We start from the raw sequence: 20391 nt of genomic DNA on the forward strand, positions 1-20391 counted from the left end.
ATGGCCTTGACCTCGGCCCGCAGCATCTTATCTGGAAACATGTGACTCGGTAAACATCTACTCATTTGAGCTTAAATTCTGAATGAAAAAAAACAAGAAAAATAAAAATCTTTGGCTGAAAGAATCGGAGATTGCAGTTGGCGATTTGTATTTCACTACGGCAAATCAATATCGCGCGGTCCTGGCAATGAAAGGCGATTTTTTAATCTATGCGCCAAGCTCCGAAGGAATGGAGCCTTTGAGTCCGGACTCAAAAATGCCATTCGATAATTCTCCGGTTAAGAAATGCCAAATCGCTACCTTTGCTCAAAAGGAATACCAAACATTTGAATGGCATAGTGTTACAGCAATCAAGCATCAATTAAATAACACGCAACTCGCCGAAGCCATCGCTCAATGTAATGCGAAGGCCGCTATTGAAGCCCTGTTAGCCGGATAAAAGTTTAGGGCAGTAGGCTGGGTTGAGGTAAGAAACCCAGCACCTCTGTCTCAAATCTGATCCGATCAGGCTATTCCCAATCGTAATTCTCAATTTCCACTGCTGCCGCCCAATTTTCAGGATATACGCATCGTTTTACCCATCGGTAAAACGATGAATACGGCCAGTCCTTGGTCTTTCGTACCAGTCCGTGTTTAACCGGGTTGTAATGAATGTAATCGAAATGGTTGTGATAATCTTGGTCGTCTCGAATCCAATGCTCCCAATAACGGCGCTGCCTACATGGATGTAGGCAAGGGGCGTGAGCAGGAGCGGAAGCTTTGCCAGATGCCTCTTTCTTGTTTTCGAAGGCGGCTTCGCGATATGGACTCAGCGTCCGGAATTGATCGTGAGAAATGTGATTTAATCAGCCGCCAGCGTGTGGAGTAATCGTGATCATTGGGAGGTAATTGCCATATGCAATGGGGGTGTTCCGGTAAAATTACGATGGCGTCGATCGTGAACGGATGATCGCCGCGAACCTGTCTGAATGCGGCGCGTAAATCGTTGACGTGACGAATCAGAAGATCATTATGCTGGCGCTCGGCAAGGTTAACGGTAAAGAAATAACAGCCGCCAGGGACTCGTAAGCGTTTATAGGTTCGCATTCGATAAGCATAGCAAGGTTTTGTGATGTACGGCTATGCTGGGTTTCGTGCCTCAACCCAGCCTACTACTACCGGGCTTGGCTTGAGTCAGGTCATAGGGTGCGGTGAGTTTACGAATCGCACCGATCGCGAACGATAATCAATGCATCCTATGCCCCTATAAGTTAAGATTTGGATCCCTTTCCGGCAAAACCCTTTCACTCACTATATTCTTAATGTGTTTTTTACTTGGCATTAAGTGTCCGATTTTATGATGCTTCGCTGCTGAAAGTTTTATAAGATACTCTAGTTCATCTAGATCACGCTTTGTAGAATAGCTATACCTATATTGCAGTCTAAGCGCCTGATAAATATCAAATAAATAAAACGAGTTTTTATCAATAGAGGAAATGTATTGTTCAATTTGAGTTTTCCAGTTGTTTGGTCGGTTATTAATAAAAATAATAGCCATTATATGCTTCTTTAAGACATTAATTTCCTGGTCAAATTGTTTTAATAATAATGGCCCCATTTTCTTTGAATAGAGATCATCTTGAACAAGAAAAACAGCATTATGGGGCAATGAAAGTAGAATACGTTGCATTCTCTCAAAAGGGTCTTTACCAAAATTACCACACAGGAGAAATCCTTGCCCCTCAAATGACGCTTCGCCCTCTATTGCAAGTAGAGGCATTAAAACCATCATTACTTTTACAATTTGTTCCCAACATTTTGTAATTTCATCAAGTAAAAGACACTTTATGTCACTGGGGGCGTAGTCACTATTTCTAAGAGCTCTTGAACCAGCTTTCATTGCTTGCATCATAATAACAAACGAATGCTCAGAAAATATATCCCTAATTTCTTGATTATATGGCTTGCTTCGATCATATTTCATATCGGCATAACCATCTTTAATAGTTTCGGGCAAGCTAGAACCTTGCACTCCATTCTTTATTTCATCTTTCATTTGCTCAAGAGCTTCCGAAGATGGCTGCCATTTTGCAAATCTATATGGGTTTAAACCATCAGGTAGACCACAGCGTTCCCGTACTCTTTCACAAGATGAACCGATATCCTGAATTAGCACATTCAACGCGTCACTTCTTCGACGATCAATGCCTGTGTAAAACTCAATAACTTCGGGAAATTTTGTGTAGCGTTTTTCCTCTAAAACATATTTCGCAAAATTTTCACAATGATACATTCTTTGAGCCAGAAAATAATAAATCCAATATGAAAATCTAAATCGATAAAAACCACAAGAATCAATAATTATATGATTCTCATATAGAACGTCAAACACCACATGAACTTCAAGGTCAATAAACTCTTCTCTGCAGTATGACTCCAAGTCATCAACAAATGTTTTTCTTGTGAACAAAAAATTGTTTTCCCTAAAAAGTCTTTCGCAAAATCTACCAAGCACAAACTCACAATCTTTCATATCAGGCCTTGGCTTATATGAAGGGATATTATCAACATTGAAAAGCAAAAATAAAATTTTGCTAATCATATCTGCTCTATTTACTGGGCTCTCATCAAAGCTTTTTTCAAAAATCTTTAGCAACGTTAGGCAGTTTAGTGGTGTTCTGTGAATATTAAGAACATCGATATCTGATATTATTCTTTCGATGACCAAATCTTCGTTGCCAATTTCTTTAAAATCATTGTACCCGCAAACAATTTGTCTAACATGCCCTCTTGGTAACGCCCAAAGATATAATGCATCAAATTTACGATCAATGTTACTACCATCATACTGGTTCAGTAATCTTATATCATCAACCGTCTGCATTACAATCAAAGGAATATCTTTAAAATATTCACTAATTTTACTTATTAACTTGATAGATTCCTCATCATTTCCCTTCCATGAGTCCAGCACGACACATTTAACATCTAATAAATATTTTCCTAATGCTCCTAAGGAGCTTGTAACATGTTTTTCAATTACACTTGTATGTGGCTTTAATTCATCTGCATCAAGATACAACCATAAGGAATGATTGGCATTTGCCCAAGCAGATACGATCAGATAGTGTGACAAACAGGTTAATCCAAATTCAGGAGGAGCCTTTATAACAACTGATCTTGGATTTTTTACAAATTCAAAAAGGTCAATTTTTCCCTCTAAAGAATCTCCTCTGGATAATTCAGAATTTTGAGAAACAGTCGGCTCCACCCAAACTATTGGTTGTGATGAAAATGCAGATAAAGCCAATTCAAGCCTGTTTTGAAAAAAATTTGAGATAAAGTCGCATTGATTTTCTCTAGTTATATCTACATAAAGCTCATCAGATTTATCAGGATTTTTAATGTTATCGATCCCAATATCATGAATATAAGCAAAATCTATAATAAACTTGCACAGTATCTTGTGCTGCAACTCAGTTGAAGATTTTGGCTTAGATATACTAATATGGTCTGAATTAGGTATCTTGAGTTGCTCCCCAAAATACCTGGCGCCAGAGAAAGGCTCTACCACTTGCTTTTTAAAAAAATTAGGCAAGATAACTGACTTGTCTTCAATTAACTCTTTTCCTTTTATTTCGAGTTTTTGAGATTCTTTTAGATTTAAAAAATTTTTATCTAAATCATTAAGCCATAAATTATTTTGGGCAAAACGTAAGACCTCAGCTTGATAGTTCTTTATTTTTAGAATTTTTGCCAATCCAGTAACTAAGTTAGCATAATCTGAGCCTAGCGACGGTGAAGCCACGAGAAAAATACCAACTTTGATTTCATTGCTAATCAGATCAGCTTGGCGATCAACAATATACTTCCTTGCAACAATTCCCCCCATGCTATGACAAACAAAAATGAGGTGGCATTTTTTTGTTATCACCGCATCAAGGCTTAATTGTTCTTTAAAGGAATCTACGACATCCCCAAGAGAATATGACCCACTAAAAACTCCAGTATTGTAACTAAATGTATATATTCCAGTCTTACACAAGGATTTGTTTTGCATTAAAAGTTCAGGCCAATTGACTCCATTTTCATTTTTCCAACATTCAGTTGCACTTGATAAAATTCCATGTACAAATATTACAACTACATTGTCTTGATTTTTTCTAATCCATCGTCCATTCATGTATTTGACCTAAGTTTAATGAAACTTAATATTTTCAATGTTGTAAGTTGAAATTGTAGGATGTCAATTATGTAGCTATTTGAGCCGCATATTAGGGGCGTAGACTGGGTTGAAGATAATAGAATCCAGCCTACTTGAGAAACATCCAATACCGGTTTATTATTAATTTGAGGACATTAGCAAAACTAGAGCGACCGTCGCCTAAAGGTCGTCAGCGGCCATACATTTTATTTTTATAGGGTGTTCCGTTATGGTGTTCTGCGTGCCGATGACGGGCTTTCTTTACGTTGGCAGCCACCCCTGATAATGAGTTCTTTCGGGTTGAATTCTACGGCGCGGTTTCAAAAATCCTGCTTGAAGCGGTGGATCATCCGCCGTTCCTTTTTGTTCGGACGGTGCTCCGGGCCGTTGTGCGGCATCAAGGCACGCATTTCGCGCTCGTCGATGATTTGTTGCTGGCGTTTGGCGTGGCTTTCGGGATCTTCTTCGTACAGCAGCACCGCATCCTTGGCGGGGCGGCGCTGTGCGGAGAGCGCGGTGATCGTGATGTCCCAGTGCAGACTGTCCTTGGTGATCGACAAACGCATGCCCGGCTTTACTTCCTTGCCGGGTTTCACGCGCTGGTCATTCACATGTACCTTGCCGCCGGCAATCGCTTCCTGGGCCAGATTGCGCGTTTTGAAAAAACGCGCGGCCCAAAGCCATTTGTCGAGGCGGAGCGAGTCGATTTCGGTAGGCAATTATTGCACCATGTGTTTTTTCAATTCCTTCGGCAACGAAAACACCACTTTTTCTTCGATGCCCGGCAGTTCGGTCGTGGTGACGCCGCCCCATTGCTTCAACTTGCTGATCACCTCCTGTACCAATACTTCGGGCGCGGAGGCGCCGGCAGTTACGCCGACCACCCCGATGCCGTCAAACCATTCGCGCTTCATGTCGTGCGCGGTATCGATCAGATAGGCCTGTTTACCGAGCTGTTCGGCAATTTCGCGCAGGCGGTTCGAGTTCGAGCTGTTCGGCGAGCCGACGACCAGAATCACATCGGCTTTTTTTGCCATGTCCTGGACCGCATCCTGGCGGTTTTGGGTCGCGTAGCAGATGTCGTCCTTTTTCTGTTCTTTAATGCCGGTGAAGCGTGCCTTCAACGCATCGACCATGATTTTCGTGTCGGTCATCGACAGGGTGGTCTGGGTCACATAGGCCAGATTGTCCGGGTTATTCACTTTAAGATTCGCGACGTCTTCAGGCGTTTCGACCAGATAAATGCCGCCGTTTTCGGTGCATTTTTCGTATTGGCCCATGGTGCCTTCAACTTCCGGGTGCCCCGCATGGCCGATCAGGATCACTTCGCGGTCCGATTTGGCGTGCTTGGCGACCTGGATATGCACCTTGGTGACTAAAGGGCAGGTGGCATCGAAAACGGTCAGCCGGCGTTCCTCGGCTTCCTTTTGCACTTGTTTGGAAACGCCGTGTGCGCTGAACACCAGATACGAGCCGACCGGCACGTCGTTCAAATCTTCGATGAATACAGCGCCCTTCGCTTTCAATCCATCGACGACGGTGCGGTTGTGCACGACTTCGTGGCGCACATAGATCGGCGCGCCGAAGGTTTCCAGCGCCTGATCGACGATTTCGATGGCGCGGTCGACGCCGGCGCAGAATCCACGGGGGTTGGCGAGTACGATTTGCATATCTTGACTTCTGTAGTGGGTAAATAACGTTTTATTTTAACTCAACATTCTGTCCGAGACGACGATTCCGTCATGATCGGCATATAAAAAATGATCTTTTTTGAAATTGACGCCGGCAAAAGTCAGCGGAAGGTCGCGGTCGCCGATGTTTTTTTGATGGCTTTGCAACGGATGCGCATGAAGGGCGCGGATGCCGATCGGCAGTTCGGCGAGCAGTGCGGTGTCGCGGACGCAGCCGTACAGCAACAGCCCCTGCCAACCGTTGGCGACCGCGAGCCGAGCCAGTTCGACATCGACCAATGCGCAGCGGTGCGATCCGCCGCCATCGACGACCAGCACTCGTCCATCGGCGGGCTCCTGCAAGGCGGTTTCGATCAGGGCATGGTCTTCGAAAGCCTTCAATGTCGTGATGCGGCCCCAGAACACGGGCTTTTCGCCGTAAGACTTGAACAGCGGTTCGACGATCTGGAAATGCGCTTCCTGAGCATGGGCATCGCAAAGGCGGGCGGTGGCAAATGTCATTCGAGTAAACTCCGGTCGGCTTTGATTGAGGTATGTTATAGTCTACCGGGTATCTGGCAGCAACTTAAAGGTTTGTTCGATGTGGATCATTTTATTCATTGTCGCTCTGCTGTTCGTATTGGGGAGCGCGTTGCTGCTGCTGCGATCGGCGAAAATTCCAAAAATTCCCGATCATGTCAAATCGCAACCTTATCAAAATGAGGACGACGGCGATGGGTAAAGCGTTAGAATCAATGCGACCGCAGCGTAAAAGTGACCGGGCCGTCGTTGATTAGCGCAACCTGCATGTCGGCCCCGAAACGTCCGAATTGTACGGACGGATAATTCTTCAACGCCAGCTCTTGCAAATAGCCGAACAGCCTTTTGCCATGCTCCGGCGGCGCGGCCGAGGTGAAACTCGGTCGATTGCCTTTTTGCGTGTCGGCGGCCAGGGTGAATTGCGGTACCAGCAGCAATCCGCCGTCGATGTCGCGCAGGCTCAAATTCATCTTGCCGTCCCCATCCGGAAAAATCCGGTAATTGACGATGCGTTCGAACAGGCGTTCCGCCTGTTTTTCGCTGTCTTCCTTTTCGACGGCGACCAGCGCCATGATGCCGGTATCGATTTTGCCGATGATTTGATTATCCACGGCGACATGCGCGGCCGTGACGCGCTGGATGATCGTGATCATGAATGAGTTTCGGTTTTTGAAAAATAGTCGTGGCCCAACAACGTCAGGTCATCCGTCGGGTGGTTGTAAAGATAAATCCAGGCTTCGCTCAAACCGCCTTCGAGCAGCACGGGCTGTAGCATCCGGACAAATTCATTCGGCTCGGGGAAGTCATCGCCGTATTCTTCATAGCGGTCGACTATAGGTAATAGTGTAGCAGGATCATCAAGCCGATAAACTTCACCCCGAACCCGGTGCGCGGGTAGTGGTTCAGTTTGAAAATTTGACCAGGTGAACTCTTTTTGTGGCTATGCTATCTTATCGGCATGACCAAGAAAACAAACCCACGCAAAGATTTTACACAGATCGCCTTCGATGTATTCCAGCAAGCTATTGGCGAAGCTGGGCCGGAAGAAGAATTGACCGGAAAGAAAGCCGATAGCCAGAAAGGCGGATTAAAGGGAGGAAAGGCGCGAGCTGAGAAGCTCACGCCGGAAGAACGGTCAGAAATTGCTAGGAAGGCGGCTAAAGCAAGATGGAACGCTGATTAAAGATTGTTATCTGAGCTGTTCTCTTCAAATGGCACTAGCAAAGTGTCACCATATCTTGGATGAACGACATCTAAATGCTGTAAGAACTGTTGGTAGTTCGAGCTGATTTTCATCAATGTGACTACAGACGTTAAATGATCTCTTAGCTTTGGATGCCCAACATCATCGGTTAGCTTTTGAAATAGCTTATGCTTATGTGATCCACTTTCATTTCTAGGGGTAGCTTTCTTTAGCTCATCAAGAACTTTAGGCGCAAGACGTCTATAAACAATATCATTAGTTAAATGCCCGAAATATTTCGGTCTACTAACAGTGTCTTTAGGGAATTTAAGCCCTCTTAATCTAAACAAGTTGCTGTAGAAGTCTTCTGGGAATGTTTTTACCCATGGCCTAAGCTCTTTTGCAATAAACTCCTCGAGAATTCTTTCTAAAGCATCCTTTGCTCTGTCTCGTTGAAAACCAGTAGCCTCGTCTACCAGCGAAATAATGCCGACGCTGGCTAATCCCCTCATTAAAATATCTGATGCCTTAATAATATGGGCGTATTGAGTCGGAATCTTTTCGTTCTTTGTTAATTTTGAATCTCTAAACTTTAAATACACCTCTGCTACTTGAGGCAGCAGTCTTGCATCGTAGCCAACACCCTTTGACCCTGTAACACTCCTATAAAAGATAGGAGTCGTCGACATGGCTAAGTCCTCAGAAATAAAGGGTTTTAACGCCTCAGCTTGCAGAAAAAACGGCAAGTCGTCGACGGTGCTTAATACCCCGGTCCCAGCCTTTGGTGACCGTGATCTACCAATTGACCTAAGAAATGTTGCTTGTGTAATGACGCGCAAGCCGCTTGGCAACACGGCGCACGACACCACTGAGTCTCCTAGCTTAAATTCACCCTCATGCGTTGCAATCGGAAGCTCTCCATCCCATCTTGATGCCGCTGCTTTTCTTGCTATCTCAGACCTGCGTTCTGGAGATAATGAAGCCGCTCTAGCTGCTCCTCCGATAGCTTTCTTACTGTCTTTCTTATCTTTCTCTATCATGATTTACCCCTAGTGAGATTTATGCTTGCATTATATTTATTGCAAGCATAATATGCAAGCATTAATAGGTTAATAAAATAATGCTTGCGATAATTATATGCAAGCATCATAATGGATCTGACTTTAATGCTTGAGTAAAAATAACATGAACAAGCTAAGCACAAAAGAAAGAGCGCAAATCCTCGCCGTACTCTGCGAAGGAATAGGCATCAATGCCGCCTCACGCATTACCGGCGCATCGAAAAACACAGTGCTTAAGCTATTGGCTGACGCTGGCGAAGCCTGCGCCCTTTATCAAGATGAAGCCCATCGACAATTGAACTTGAAGCGGATCGAATGCGATGAGATATGGTCGTTTGTAGGGATGAAGCAAAAGAATGTACCCAGAGAGTTAAAAGGCACGTTTGGCTACGGGGATGTTTACACATGGACTGCGATTGACGCCGAAACTAAGCTGATTCCTTGCTGGCACGTTGGCACTCGCGGCGCGGAATCAGCTAATTACTTCATCAAAGACTTGGCTGAACGCCTTGCCAGTAGAGTTCAGTTAACCACAGACGGACATAAAGCCTATCTTGATGCTGTAGAAGATGCTTTCGGCGCTGGGATCGATTTTGCTCAATTGATTAAGCTCTACGGCACGGAAGGACAAACTAAAGAAGATAGCCGTCGTTACAGTCCAGCCGATTGCACTGGTATAGAGAAGCGCCCTATTGAAGGTGATCCCGATCCTGCGCTAATTTCAACCAGCTACGTTGAGCGTCAAAACCTAACGATGAGAATGCACATGCGCCGGTTCACTCGGCTAACCAACGCATTCAGCAAGAAGATAGAAAACCACATGCATGCAATCAGCCTTTACTTCATGTTCTATAACTACTGCAAAATTCATAAATCGCTTCGGATAACGCCAGCAATGGCAGCAGGCTTAACGGATCACGTTTGGGAGTTGGCCGACATTGTTAATCTGATTCAAGAACCAGAACCACAAAAGCGCGGCCCGTATAAAAAGCAAAATTCAAACTGAACCACTACCGGTGCGCGGGATCCCTTGACGGCACCGCGCCGGGGTAAGCGCCAATATCGAACAGCAAACCGTGAAATTCTCCAAAACCCAGCCATTCCGCATTGTCGGCCAAATGCCTGGCGATGGGATGATCGCTACCGCGCCGCAGCGTGCCGTAAACAAAAAGCAGATGGTTGATCGGAGTAACTTTCATCGATAGGCTAAAATAAGCGATTGTTTGTAACACAGAGGGGCGGCTTCGGACGCCAGTTTTTTTCGCCTTTTAAGGAAATTCATGCGGCGTATTATATCGCTTTTATTGTTGTGTCTGGCCTATTGGGTCAACGCGGATATTTACGGCTGGCGGGACAACGCCGGCAACAAGCATTATTCCGACCGGCCGCGGGCGGCGGCGAAAGTGCTCGACATCAAGCCGGGCTATGGTTTTTACCCCGTCAAAAAAGTATTCGACGGCGATACGCTGATGCTTGAAGACGGCCGCAAGGTTAGGTTGCTGGGTGTGAATACGCCGGAGATCGAGCATCGTAATCAGCCGGAACAGGCGGGCGGCGAGGAAGCCAAGCGTTGGCTAGTTAACAAACTGCAAAACCGCAAGGTCAGGCTGGAGATGGATGCCGAATCGACCGACAAATACGGGAGAACGCTTGCGCATGTGTTTACCGACCAAAAAGACCATATCAATCTGCAACTGGTCGAACAAGGCCTGGCGACGGCCAATATCTATCCGCCGAATCTGCTTTATGTCGAGCCATTGATCAAAGCCGAACGCAATGCCGAACGGACCCGGCTGGGGATTTGGCGGCGGCCGGAATATGATCCGATCCCGGTCGAGCGCTTATCCGCTTCCGGTCATCCGGGCTGGACCCGCATTACCGGCAGGATCACCGATTTTCGCGACAGCCGGAAGTTTGTCTATCTGAAGTTTTCCGACAAGTTCGAGGCGAGGATCGAAAAACAAGGATTGTCGATGTTTCCTGATTTAAGCAGCTATCGTGGTCATGCGGTCGAAGTGCGCGGCTGGCTGAACAAATACAAAGACGGCTATTCGATGCTTATCCGCCATCCGAGCGCGATCGTGAGCGATTCGCGGAATTGATTCAAGCGATCGCGAGAGCTCCCGGCATGAAAAATTCATTGACCAGAAGCGGTTGATGCATGATGGCATAAACGGTTCTTCGACCCCAGACCGGTGCGTTGATCGCGCCCCATTCCAAGGCGGCCGGACTCCAGTCGGAGGGGGGCAGCCTGGCGATCTGTAGTTCCAGCCGTTCGAGGTCGGGATACGAAAAAATGACTTCGCCGAGCGGGCGGGTGCCGAGATGCGACAGGTTGCGGTGCGCGGACTTGATCGTTTGTTCCGGCATGATAGTGCGGGCCAAGATCAGCGGCATATCGTTTGCGTGCAGCATCACTTCGCGGGTCAGACAATAACGATGCTCGGGTTGACCCAGCAACTTGCGTTCGCTCAGGAACGGCGTCAGCCGGCGGTGGTAAAGAATTTTGACCTTGACCTCATTGCCGTAATAGCTGCGCAGTCGCCGGGTCAGCGAACCGGATTCGTAGGTCCAGGATGCAACGCTTTCGGGTAGGCTATGGCGCAGGCCTGGACGGTTTTGAAGCCAGGTGGGTTCACGGGTCAATAACAGGCTTTGGGACGGCAAACGGAATTAAACCTCGGCGTAAACGGTGGATGCCCCGAGCCAGCGGTCGCACAGGGGCTGGATGGCGTCCGGCGCTTCCCTGAAGAGCCGTTCGCCGATTTCCTGAATATTATCCAGCAAATCGGCGTCCCTGGACAAATCGGCGATTTTGAAATGCACCGCGCCGGTCTGGCGCGTGCCGAGCACTTCGCCGGGGCCGCGCAACTGTAAATCCTTCTCCGCAATCACGAAACCGTCGTTGCTGTCGCGTAGAATGCCGAGCCGTTGGCGCGCCATGTCAGACAACGGCGACTGATACATCAGCAGACAAAAGCTGTCGCTATCGCCGCGGCCGACGCGTCCGCGCAACTGATGCAGTTGCGAGAGGCCGAGCCGCTCCGGGTTTTCGATGATCATCAGGCCGGCGTTCGGCACATCGACGCCGACCTCGATAACGGTCGTTGCAACCAATAGATCGATCCGATGCTGCTTGAAGGCCTGCATGATAGCGTCTTTCTCGGCCGATTTCATTCGGCCGTGGATCAATGCGATGCGTACGTCAGACAGCGCGGCGGCCAGCAATTCTGCGGTTTTTTCGGCCGCTTCGCATTGCAGCGCTTCCGATTCCTCGATCAAGGTGCAGACCCAATAGGCCTGTTTTTTTTGCGCGACCCAGCCGTTGATTCTGGAGATCACCTCGCTACGACGCTCGGACGGAATCACGCTGGTCACGATCGGTTTGCGTCCGGGCGGCAGTTCATCGATGATCGAAATATCGAGGTCCGAATATTGCAGCATCGCCAAGGTGCGCGGAATCGGCGTTGCGGTCATCACCAGTTGATGCGGACGGATGCCTGACTGGCGGCCTTTTTCGCGCAACGCAAGGCGCTGGTGTACGCCGAAGCGGTGTTGTTCGTCGATCACGCAAAGGCCGAGTCGATCAAACTCGACGCCGTCCTGAAACAGTGCATGCGTGCCGATCGCGATAGGCGCCGAACCGTTTTTCAGGGCGTCAAGAACCGCGTTGCGGGTTTTGCCTTTCATCTGTCCGGTCAATAGGACGGCTTTGGCCTCGAAATGACTGAACCAATTGCTGAAATTGCGGTAATGTTGTTCGGCCAAGAGTTCGGTCGGCGCCATCACCGCAGCCTGATAACCCGAACTGACCGCGAGCAGCGCCGCATAGGCGGCTACGACCGTTTTACCGGAGCCGACATCGCCTTGCACGAGACGCATCATCGGCTGCGTTTTTCGGCAATCGTCGGCAATTTCGGCGATCACGCGCCGCTGCGCCCCCGTCAGCGGGAAGGGCAGGCGGCGGATGAAGTGCTCGGTGGCGATCGGATCGCCGGCCAATGCCGGCGCCCGGCAGGACTGGTTAAGGTTTTTGGCTGAGCGCAGGCTTAGATAGTGAGTCAGCAATTCTTCAAATGCAAGCCGTTTCAATGCCGGATGGCTGCCGTTTTGCAGCGCGGCGCAAGCGGCCGGCTCGCCGGGGGTATGCAGGGTTTGAAGCGCTTTATACAGGGCAGGGAAGCGCAATTGCTGCAATAGCCGTTCGGGAAGCCAATCGATTAACAGGCGGTTGTCGTGCGTACACAGCGCGAGTGCCTGTTTGGCCGCTTTTCTGATCGCGGTTTGAGTCAGGCCCTCGGTCAACGGATATACCGGCGTCAGGCGGGTGTCGAGCGCAAAGTTCTCGGCATCGGCGATGATTTGGTAATCAGGATGAGTCATCTCCAGGCCGGCATAACCGTGGCGCGCTTCGCCGAAGCAACTGACTAGCGCGCCGGGCGTAAAGGCATGAAACTGATTGGCCGAGTAATGAAAGAATATTAACGAAATGAAGCCGGTGTCGTCGGCGATCCGGACGACCAGTTTTTTGCGCCCGCGCGGCAGGATATCCGCGAATTCGACTTTGCCGGCGATCATCGCAGTCATGCCTGCTTCGAGCGAGCCGATCGGCGTCAGACGGGTGCGGTCTTCATAACGTACCGGCAGATGAAACAGCAGGTCCTGAATTGCGCGGATGCCGAGTTTTTCGAAGCGCCGCGCGGTTTGCGCGCCGACTCCCGCCAGCGCGGAAACCGGTTGTTGCAGGCGGTTCATCGGTCAGGGCTTCAGGAGGCCGGATATTCCTGCGGGGGGAGGCACATGACGCCGTCGATCTCGACCTGCGCGCCTTTCGGCAACGCCGCGACGCCGATTGCGGCGCGCGCGGGATAAGGTTCCTGAAAGTACCGCCCCATCACTTCATTGATGATCGGAAAATGCCCCAGGTCGGTCAGATAGACATTCAGTTTGGCAATATCGGCAAATGTGCCGCCGGCAGCAGTGGCAACAGCATGCAGGTTTTCGAAGACCTGGATGATTTGGGTTTTGATATCGCCGTCAACCAGGGCCATCGTCTCCGGAGACAAAGGGATTTGGCCGGATAGATATACGGTGCGGTCGATTCTGACGGCTTGCGAATACGTTCCAATCGCTTGTGGAGCGTTGGGGGTGCTAATGATTTCTTTGATCATGGTAAAGTGGCTTTTGTGAACGAATAGGGTTGAGATGAGAGCTATCTTAACATCTTTTCGAAAGTGGTTTTAACGTTGCCTAATGGCAGGGCGGGCAGTTAATGCAATGACTTTACCGTGAAAAGCGGAACGTAGGCCGCTTGAAGTGCAAAGCGTAACCTCCGGCGCTAGCCAAATACTCAATTGATTGATCCGATCAAGCCCTGACGCGCTCGATCTTGACCACGATCGGCAATTTCTTCAGCTTGCGCATGATATCGGCCAGATGCACGCGGTTCTTCACGCTGAGCGTGATCAAATCGATGCAGACTTTGTCATCCTGATCGACGACGCTGACGTTTTCGATGTTCGAATGCATCTCGGAAATCGCGGCAAGAATTGTTGCCAGGGTTCCTGTCCGATTCATCACTTCCAGGCGCAATTCGGCGGGAAATTCGGTGGTCAAATCCTGGCTCCATTCAACATCGAGCCAGTTGGCCTGTTTTTTCCGGATTTCGCTGCTGTTGTGGCATTCATGATGATGCACGACGATGCCCTTACCCGGATTGTAAAAACCGATGATCGAATCGCCCGGAATCGGTCTGCAGCATTTGGCCAACGTGATGATCATGCCTTCGGTGCCTTTGATGATCAGCGGCGCGGAGCGGGCTTGTTGCGTTTCTTCCAGTTTGATCGCACCGTGCATGTCGTCTTGGGCAATCCGTTTGGCGATTAGGAACGGCATTTTGTTGCCGAGGCCTATGTCTTCGAGCAGGTCGTCCAGCGACGGTTTGGCGGTGATTTTGAGCAGTTCCTGAATCCGCGCTTCTTCAATCTGTTCGAGATGCAAATCCATTGTCTGGAGTTCTTTTTCGAGCAGACGCCGGCCGAGTAAGATCGCTTCCTTGCGGTTGAAATTTTTCAGATAGCCGCGGATGCTCGAGCGGGCTTTTGCCGTGATGACGAAGTTCAGCCATAACGGATTCGGCCGCGCCCAGGGCGCGGTGACAATATCGACCGTGACGCCGTTTTCGAGCTTGGTTTGCAAAGGGGCCAATTGTTTGTCGATGCGCGCGGAGATGCATTGATTGCCGATGTCGGTATGCACCGCATAGGCGAAATCGACAACGGTCGAACCGCGCGGCACCTTGACGATATTGCCTTTCGGAGTGAACACGAAAACTTCCTGCGGAAACAGATCGACCTTTAGGTTTTCGATGAACTCCAAGGAGTCGCCGGCCGATTTCTGAATTTCAAGGATATCCTTCAGCCATTCGTTTGCGCGCTTCTGGAATCTTTCGTTCCTGTTATCGTCGTCGGATTTGTAAAGCCAGTGCGCAGCGATACCCGATTCGGCCATCCGGTGCATCTCGTGCGTGCGGATCTGAATCTCGACCGGCACGCCGCCGGGGCCGACCAGCGTCGTGTGCAGGGACTGATAACCGTTCGCTTTCGGCAGCGCGATATAATCCTTGAACCGGCCCGGTTTCGGATTGTAAAGCGAATGCACGACACCGATCGTCCGGTAGCAATGGTCAATATTGTCGACACAAATGCGGAATGCATACACATCGAAAATATCCGGCAGCGAAATTTTCTTCAGCCGCATTTTAGTGTAAATGCTGTACAGATTTTTTTCGCGCCCGGACACTTCGCAATCGATGCCCGCTAGGCTCATCCGGTTTTTGATCGCGTTTTCGAGCGTATTAATCGTTTTGAGGCCGTTGCCGCGCGTTTTCTTGACGGCGGCTTTCAGAATGCAATAACGCCTAGGATACATTGCTTCGAAGCTAAGGACTTCGAGATGCTGCTGGATATTATTCATGCCCAGGCGATTCGCGAGCGGCGCGTAGATGTCCAGCGTTTCCTTGGCGATACGACGTTTCTTTTCCGAAGGCATCACGCCAAGGGTTTGCATGTTGTGCAGACGGTCGGCGAGTTTGATCATGATGATCCGCAAATCCCGGGTCATCGCCATGAACATTTTGCGGACGTTTTCGGCCTGGGCCTCGGCGCGCGAAATGCCGTCGATCTTGGTCAGTTTGGTTACGCCGTCGACCAGTTCGGCAACTTCAGGACTGAATTGATTCGACAGTTCGACCTTGCTGACCGGAGTGTCTTCGATCACGTCATGCAGAATCGCCGCCATGATGCTTTTTGCGTCCATGCGTATTTCGGCGAGGCTGATCGCAACCGCGACCGGGTGGCAAATATAGGCTTCGCCGCTCTTGCGGAATTGACCGGAATGCGCGGAGGCGCCGAATTCATAAGCGCGGACGCATTCTTCGATCTGCGGTGGGTCGAGATAGCCGTTCAGGATCTGGCACAAACGCCGGACCAGTTTGTCCTGGGGGCGTTCGAGTTCGATCGGATCGACTATGTCCAACATTGCTTTAGGCTCAGAACGTCATCGGGCTAGGGTCGTGGTGTTCCATGGAACGGTGCAGCGTACTCACATTTGTTGCCGTGACATGGCCCGCAGCGATTTCGCGCAACGCGACGACAGTATCCTTGTCCTTGCCGCGCGGCACAAATTCGTCCGCGCCGCGCGCCAACTGTCGCGCGCGCGTCGCCGCCAGCAACACCAGTTTAAAGCGGTTTTCGACATGTTCCAAACAATCTTCAATCGTTACTCTGGCCATCGGTATCCTATCAGGGTTGATGCAATTCGGTCGGGCTACAGGCTATTGGACCCGGCCGATGCTTATAAGTTTGCTTTCTTTTTTGTGATCAGTGCGTTACAAAACACTTAAGGCCATTATATTAGTAATAATGGAATATTAGCAATATTGAACGTTTTTTGGGAGGTTGTCTCGCTGTGCACCGAGGTTGTGCAAGTGTTCTAATCCCCTCTCCATGGAGGAGAGGGGTATTTGTCTTTCGCGGGAGGGGCGCGAGTCGCGCCGCCCCGCTGAAAATCACGAATGAATTATTCGCCGCGGGTTTTCAATATCGCAACCGCCGGCAATTCCTTGCCTTCGAGAAATTCCAGGAAAGCGCCGCCGCCGGTCGAGGTGTAGGACACTTTTTCGCTGATGCCGTATTTGTCGATAGCTGCCAAGGTATCGCCGCCGCCGGCGATAGAGAACGCGGGCGATTCGGCAATCGCTTCGGCCAGCGCCTTGGTGCCGTTGCCGAATTGGTCGAATTCGAACACGCCGACCGGACCATTCCAGACGATCGTTTGCGCGGAGGTTAAAATCTCTGCGTATTGCTTCGCGGTCTCCGGTCCGATGTCCATGATCAGATCATCCTCGGCCACTTCGCTGACTTTTTTGACGGTCGCGGCCGCGGTTTCGGAAAATTCCTTTGCGCAGACCACATCGACCGGAATCGGAATATCGGAGCCGTTTTGCTTGGCCATGGCGATCAGTTGCTTGGCGTCGCCGATCAGATCCGGCTCATATAATGATTTGCCGACCGGGAAACCGGCCGCTGCGATGAAGGTGTTCGCGATGCCGCCACCGACGATCAATTGATCGACCTTATCGGTCAATGATTTCAAAACGGTCAGTTTAGTCGAGACCTTCGATCCGCCGACGATCGCGACCAGCGGCTTGGCTGGTGTTTCCAGCGCTCTGCCCAGTGCGTCGAGTTCGCTGGCCAAGAGTGGCCCCGCGCATGCGACCTTGGCGTATTTCGCGACACTGTGCGTCGAAGCTTGCGCGCGGTGGGCGGTGCCGAACGCATCCATCACGAACACATCGCAGAGCGCGGCCATTTTTTGGCCCAGTTCGTCGTTGTTTTTGCCTTCGCCGGCATTGAAACGCACGTTTTCGCACAACACCACTTCGCCAGTTTGAATCTCGATGCCGTCGATCCAGTCTTTTTCGAGGCGCACCGGTTTGCCGAGCAGTTCGGCCAGGCGTTCGGCGACCGGCTTCAAGGATGAATCTTCGTCGTATTTGCCTTCTTCCGGACGGCCAAGGTGCGACATCAGCATCACCGCCGCGCCTTTCTCCAAGGCTTGCCGGATGGTTGGCACGCTGGCTTGAATGCGGATATCGCTGGTGACTTTGCCATTTTTGACCGGCACGTTCAAATCCTGACGAATCAATACGCGTTTGCCGGACAAATCCAGATCAGCCATTCTTTTTACTGACATATTTCTCTCTCTTGGTTTGGGGTGGGTCGAGGCGGCAAGCGCAAACAGACCGGTGTTGCGGCGCTCCTCGGGTTTATAAATTACAGGATATAACGACTGTCGGCCGAGTCCGAAGTGAAACCCGGCATATCGAAACTCGGTGGCTCCGGGATTTAATCCAGTTTAGGCCTTGTAGCCATGCTGTTAACGCATTATAAGATATAGAATTGGCTTAGTCTCGTTTACGCGATGTTTCTCATGGCGTCATTGCGCGTCGATCAAGTGTCGCTATCCGAAAAAAATCGCCGCGCTGATCAATGCCGCGCTGACGAGAATAGTCCACAGCGTGGTTTGATGATTCGTTTCCATCTGCTTGCGCAGCTGCGCGAGTTCCCGGGTTTGCGCTTCGCTGCTCTGTTTCGCGTAGGCGGCATTGTCGAGCGCTTTATACAGCAGCGACGGGACTTCGGGGAGCTGCTGGGCTATTTCCGGAAATTGCGCGATGAACTGATTCAGCTTGGCTTTCGGCCCCATGCGTTCCTGGAACCATTTTTCGAGGAAGGGCTTGGCGGTCTGCCATAAATCCAGCTCGGGATAGAGTTGCCGGCCCAAGCCCTCGATATTCAACAAGGTTTTTTGCAATAAAACCAATTGCGGTTGTACTTGCATGTCGAAGCGGCGCGCAGTCTGGAACAGGCGCAGCAATAACTGGCCGAATGAAATGTCGCGCAGTGGTTTTTCGAAGATCGGCTCGCAAACGCCGCGGATCGCCGATTCGAATTCCTCGATCCGAGTCGTGCCGGGAACCCAGCCCGATTCGACATGCATTCTCGCGACTTTCCGGTAGTCACGGTTGAAAAACGCCAGAAAATTTTCGGCCAGATAATGCTGGTCGGACAACGACAGCGAGCCGACGATGCCGAAATCGACCGCGATATATTTGGCCGGCAGATCGACAAAGATGTTGCCTGGGTGCATGTCGGCATGGAAAAAATTGTCCCGGAACACCTGAGTGAAGAAGATTTCGACGCCACGTTCGGCGAGCAGCTTGAAATCGGCGCCGCCGGCTCGCAATTGTTCGATCTCGCCGACCGGAATGCCCTGAATCCTCTCCATCACCATGACCTTTTGCCTCGACAGCGGCCAATGGATTTCAGGCACATAGATGATGTCCGAGTTTTCGAAGTTACGCCGCAGTTTGGAGGCATTGGCCGCCTCCCTGACCAGATCGAGCTCGTCGAGCGTGGTTTTTTCGAATTCGGCGACGACTTCGAGCGGCCGCAGGCGGCGCGCATCCGACCAGAAGCGCTCGGCAAATCGGGCCAGTTCGTAGAGCAGCGCAATATCGGAATGAATGCGGTCTTCGATGTCGGGTCTGAGCACCTTGACCACGACGTCTTCACCGCTGTGCAGCCGGGCGGTGTGCACCTGCGCGACCGAAGCAGAGGCCAAGGGCGTCGGATCGAATTCGGCGAACGCCTCGCCGATCGGCATGCCGAGTTCCTGTTCGATGATCCGGCGGGCGACTTCATTCGGGAACGGCGGCACCCGGTCCTGCAGCTTGACGAGTTCGTCGGCGATGTCGTCCGGCAACAGGTCTTTGCGGGTGGACAGCGCCTGGCCGAATTTGACATAGATCGGCCCCAGGTCCTCGAGTGTCTTGCGGATGCGCACGCCGCGCGGCTCGTTTCGCCGCCGCAGCCAATAATAAGGCGACAGAGCCGCCAGAAAGCGGATTGGACGAAACAGGTGCGTTTTCAGCACGATTTCATCGAGCCCGTGAAATACCAGCACCCAATTGATATGGACCAAACGGAATAAAATTCTAGGATTGATCACGTCGGATTAGTAGCGGGCTGATGAGGGCAGGGCGCAAGCACGGCATTATTCGCTTTGCGCAAGTGATTGGCGAGTTAATACGTTTTCCAGGCGTTCGATCCGGCAGTTCAGGCGGTCGAAATCGGCGCGCAATTCATCGACATGGCGGTAAAAAATATCGGCCTCGGGGCCGGCCGGCAGATCGCGCGTTTCTTCCTGCAGAAATTCACCGAGATTCAGTTCGAAAGTCCGGATCGATTGCCGGGTCCAGCGTGAGCCGGTGCGGAAGAGGTTGCCGATTTGATGCGCGATCACGTCGCCGGTGACATGCGAGAGTTTTTCTTCGAGATCGATGTTCAGTTTGTCGAACAACGCCTGGAATTTGCGCCCGGTCGTCATGTCGCCTTCGATCTTGACCTCGCCCGAAAACACCGAACGCATCGGCTTGGCACTCATTCCCATCAGGCCCAGGGACCAGAGCGAACCGGAGATACGCGTTGCGGGGGGGGCGGGATAGGCGTCGAGCACCTGGATCGCGTCCGCTGTCGGACACAGATACACTGTTTCGCCGAATGGCTCGACCGTCAGTTCGATCACTTTGCCGGCCAGAGGCGACAACAACTCGCTGACATCCAGATCCAGCTTGAGATAGTTGTTCAGCGCGCTTTCGAGTGCGATGGTCAAAAACGGTTTGATCGCCAT

Annotated in this window: 20 protein-coding genes and 1 pseudogene; 5 read left to right on the top strand and 16 right to left on the bottom strand. The window is 50.5% G+C overall.

What is annotated here, in order from left to right; genetic code table 11:
* Nucleotides 1-82 precede the first annotated feature (82 nt).
* Nucleotides 83-439: a hypothetical protein gene (locus tag U2W12_RS15900; protein WP_326501677.1), complete on the top strand. Its 357-nt coding sequence runs from the start codon at nt 83-85 to the stop codon at nt 437-439.
* An 804-nt stretch (nt 440-1243) separates the two neighbouring features.
* Here the strand turns inward: U2W12_RS15900 and U2W12_RS15905 are convergent.
* The 4 genes from U2W12_RS15905 to rraA form a co-directional block, all read right to left on the bottom strand.
* Complete coding sequence (locus U2W12_RS15905; protein WP_326501678.1) at nt 1244-4162, bottom strand: hypothetical protein; 2919 nt, start codon at nt 4160-4162, stop codon at nt 1244-1246.
* Between the two features lie 341 nt (nt 4163-4503).
* A complete protein-coding gene (locus U2W12_RS15910) occupies nt 4504-4902 on the bottom strand; it encodes a S4 domain-containing protein (RefSeq protein ID WP_326501679.1) in 399 nt (132 codons plus the stop codon).
* Entirely contained in the window at nt 4903-5853 is a 951-nt protein-coding gene (gene ispH, locus U2W12_RS15915) for a 4-hydroxy-3-methylbut-2-enyl diphosphate reductase (RefSeq protein WP_326501680.1), read from the bottom strand. It lies immediately after the preceding gene.
* A 36-nt stretch (nt 5854-5889) separates the two neighbouring features.
* Entirely contained in the window at nt 5890-6375 is a 486-nt protein-coding gene (rraA, locus tag U2W12_RS15920; RefSeq protein ID WP_326501681.1) for a ribonuclease E activity regulator RraA, read from the bottom strand.
* A 79-nt stretch (nt 6376-6454) separates the two neighbouring features.
* Here rraA and U2W12_RS15925 point away from each other — a divergent pair, with 79 nt between their 5' ends.
* Nucleotides 6455-6595 (top strand): hypothetical protein, encoded by a 141-nt coding sequence (locus U2W12_RS15925; protein WP_326501682.1) that lies wholly within the window; start codon nt 6455-6457, stop codon nt 6593-6595.
* Nucleotides 6596-6605: 10 nt separating this feature from the next.
* Here U2W12_RS15925 and dtd read toward each other — a convergent pair whose 3' ends face one another.
* Complete coding sequence (gene dtd / locus U2W12_RS15930; protein ID WP_326501683.1) at nt 6606-7046, bottom strand: D-aminoacyl-tRNA deacylase; 441 nt, start codon at nt 7044-7046, stop codon at nt 6606-6608.
* Nucleotides 7043-7276 (bottom strand): annotated as a pseudogene (locus U2W12_RS15935) (gamma-glutamylcyclotransferase family protein); the annotation flags it as partial. The gene dtd and the pseudogene U2W12_RS15935, both read right to left, overlap by 4 nt.
* 75 nt (nt 7277-7351) lie before the next feature.
* On the opposite strand from U2W12_RS15935, the gene U2W12_RS15940 reads away from it, so the two are divergent.
* The gene (locus U2W12_RS15940) at nt 7352-7576 is read left to right on the top strand and encodes a hypothetical protein (protein WP_326501684.1); all 225 of its coding nucleotides are present in this window, start codon (nt 7352-7354) and stop codon (nt 7574-7576) included.
* Here U2W12_RS15940 and U2W12_RS15945 read toward each other — a convergent pair.
* Nucleotides 7573-8616, bottom strand: coding sequence for a P63C domain-containing protein (locus U2W12_RS15945; protein WP_326501685.1), 1044 nt, complete (start codon nt 8614-8616; stop codon nt 7573-7575). The two genes, U2W12_RS15940 and U2W12_RS15945, sit on opposite strands and share 4 nt — an antisense overlap.
* Nucleotides 8617-8761: 145 nt before the next feature.
* On the opposite strand from U2W12_RS15945, the gene U2W12_RS15950 reads away from it, so the two are divergent.
* Entirely contained in the window at nt 8762-9643 is an 882-nt protein-coding gene (locus U2W12_RS15950) for a DDE-type integrase/transposase/recombinase (RefSeq protein WP_326501686.1), read from the top strand.
* Nucleotides 9644-9647: 4 nt separating this feature from the next.
* Here the strand turns inward: U2W12_RS15950 and U2W12_RS15955 are convergent, their stop codons facing one another.
* Nucleotides 9648-9836: a gamma-glutamylcyclotransferase gene (locus U2W12_RS15955; protein ID WP_326501687.1), complete on the bottom strand. Its 189-nt coding sequence runs from the start codon at nt 9834-9836 to the stop codon at nt 9648-9650.
* 81 nt (nt 9837-9917) lie between these two features.
* Here U2W12_RS15955 and U2W12_RS15960 point away from each other — a divergent pair, with 81 nt between their 5' ends.
* Nucleotides 9918-10739 carry a thermonuclease family protein gene (locus U2W12_RS15960; RefSeq protein ID WP_326501688.1) on the top strand — a complete coding sequence of 274 codons (822 nt, stop codon included), beginning with the start codon at nt 9918-9920 and terminating at the stop codon, nt 10737-10739.
* A gap of 1 nt (nt 10740) precedes the next feature.
* Here U2W12_RS15960 and U2W12_RS15965 read toward each other — a convergent pair whose 3' ends face one another.
* The 8 genes from U2W12_RS15965 to U2W12_RS16000 form a co-directional block, all read right to left on the bottom strand.
* Entirely contained in the window at nt 10741-11304 is a 564-nt protein-coding gene (locus U2W12_RS15965; RefSeq protein WP_326501689.1) for a chorismate lyase, read from the bottom strand.
* Nucleotides 11305-11310: 6 nt separating this feature from the next.
* The gene (gene recG, locus U2W12_RS15970) at nt 11311-13392 is read right to left on the bottom strand and encodes an ATP-dependent DNA helicase RecG (protein WP_326501690.1); all 2082 of its coding nucleotides are present in this window, start codon (nt 13390-13392) and stop codon (nt 11311-11313) included.
* Nucleotides 13393-13403: 11 nt separating this feature from the next.
* Nucleotides 13404-13808, bottom strand: a complete 405-nt coding sequence (locus U2W12_RS15975; RefSeq protein ID WP_326501691.1) for a RidA family protein — start codon at nt 13806-13808, stop codon at nt 13404-13406.
* A gap of 196 nt (nt 13809-14004) precedes the next feature.
* A complete protein-coding gene (locus U2W12_RS15980) occupies nt 14005-16176 on the bottom strand; it encodes a bifunctional (p)ppGpp synthetase/guanosine-3',5'-bis(diphosphate) 3'-pyrophosphohydrolase (RefSeq protein WP_326501692.1) in 2172 nt (723 codons plus the stop codon).
* Between the two features lie 10 nt (nt 16177-16186).
* Nucleotides 16187-16429 (bottom strand): DNA-directed RNA polymerase subunit omega, encoded by a 243-nt coding sequence (gene rpoZ, locus U2W12_RS15985; RefSeq protein ID WP_326501693.1) that lies wholly within the window; start codon nt 16427-16429, stop codon nt 16187-16189.
* A gap of 287 nt (nt 16430-16716) precedes the next feature.
* Nucleotides 16717-17892, bottom strand: a complete 1176-nt coding sequence (locus U2W12_RS15990) for a phosphoglycerate kinase (RefSeq protein ID WP_326501694.1) — start codon at nt 17890-17892, stop codon at nt 16717-16719.
* Between the two features lie 267 nt (nt 17893-18159).
* A complete protein-coding gene (ubiB, locus tag U2W12_RS15995) occupies nt 18160-19710 on the bottom strand; it encodes a ubiquinone biosynthesis regulatory protein kinase UbiB (protein WP_326501695.1) in 1551 nt (516 codons plus the stop codon).
* A 45-nt stretch (nt 19711-19755) separates the two neighbouring features.
* The gene (locus tag U2W12_RS16000) at nt 19756-20391 is read right to left on the bottom strand and encodes an SCP2 sterol-binding domain-containing protein (RefSeq protein ID WP_326501696.1); all 636 of its coding nucleotides are present in this window, start codon (nt 20389-20391) and stop codon (nt 19756-19758) included.

The sequence above is a fragment of the Methylomicrobium sp. Wu6 genome, assembly GCF_035916875.1.
Classification (GTDB): Bacteria; Pseudomonadota; Gammaproteobacteria; order Methylococcales; family Methylomonadaceae; genus Methylomicrobium.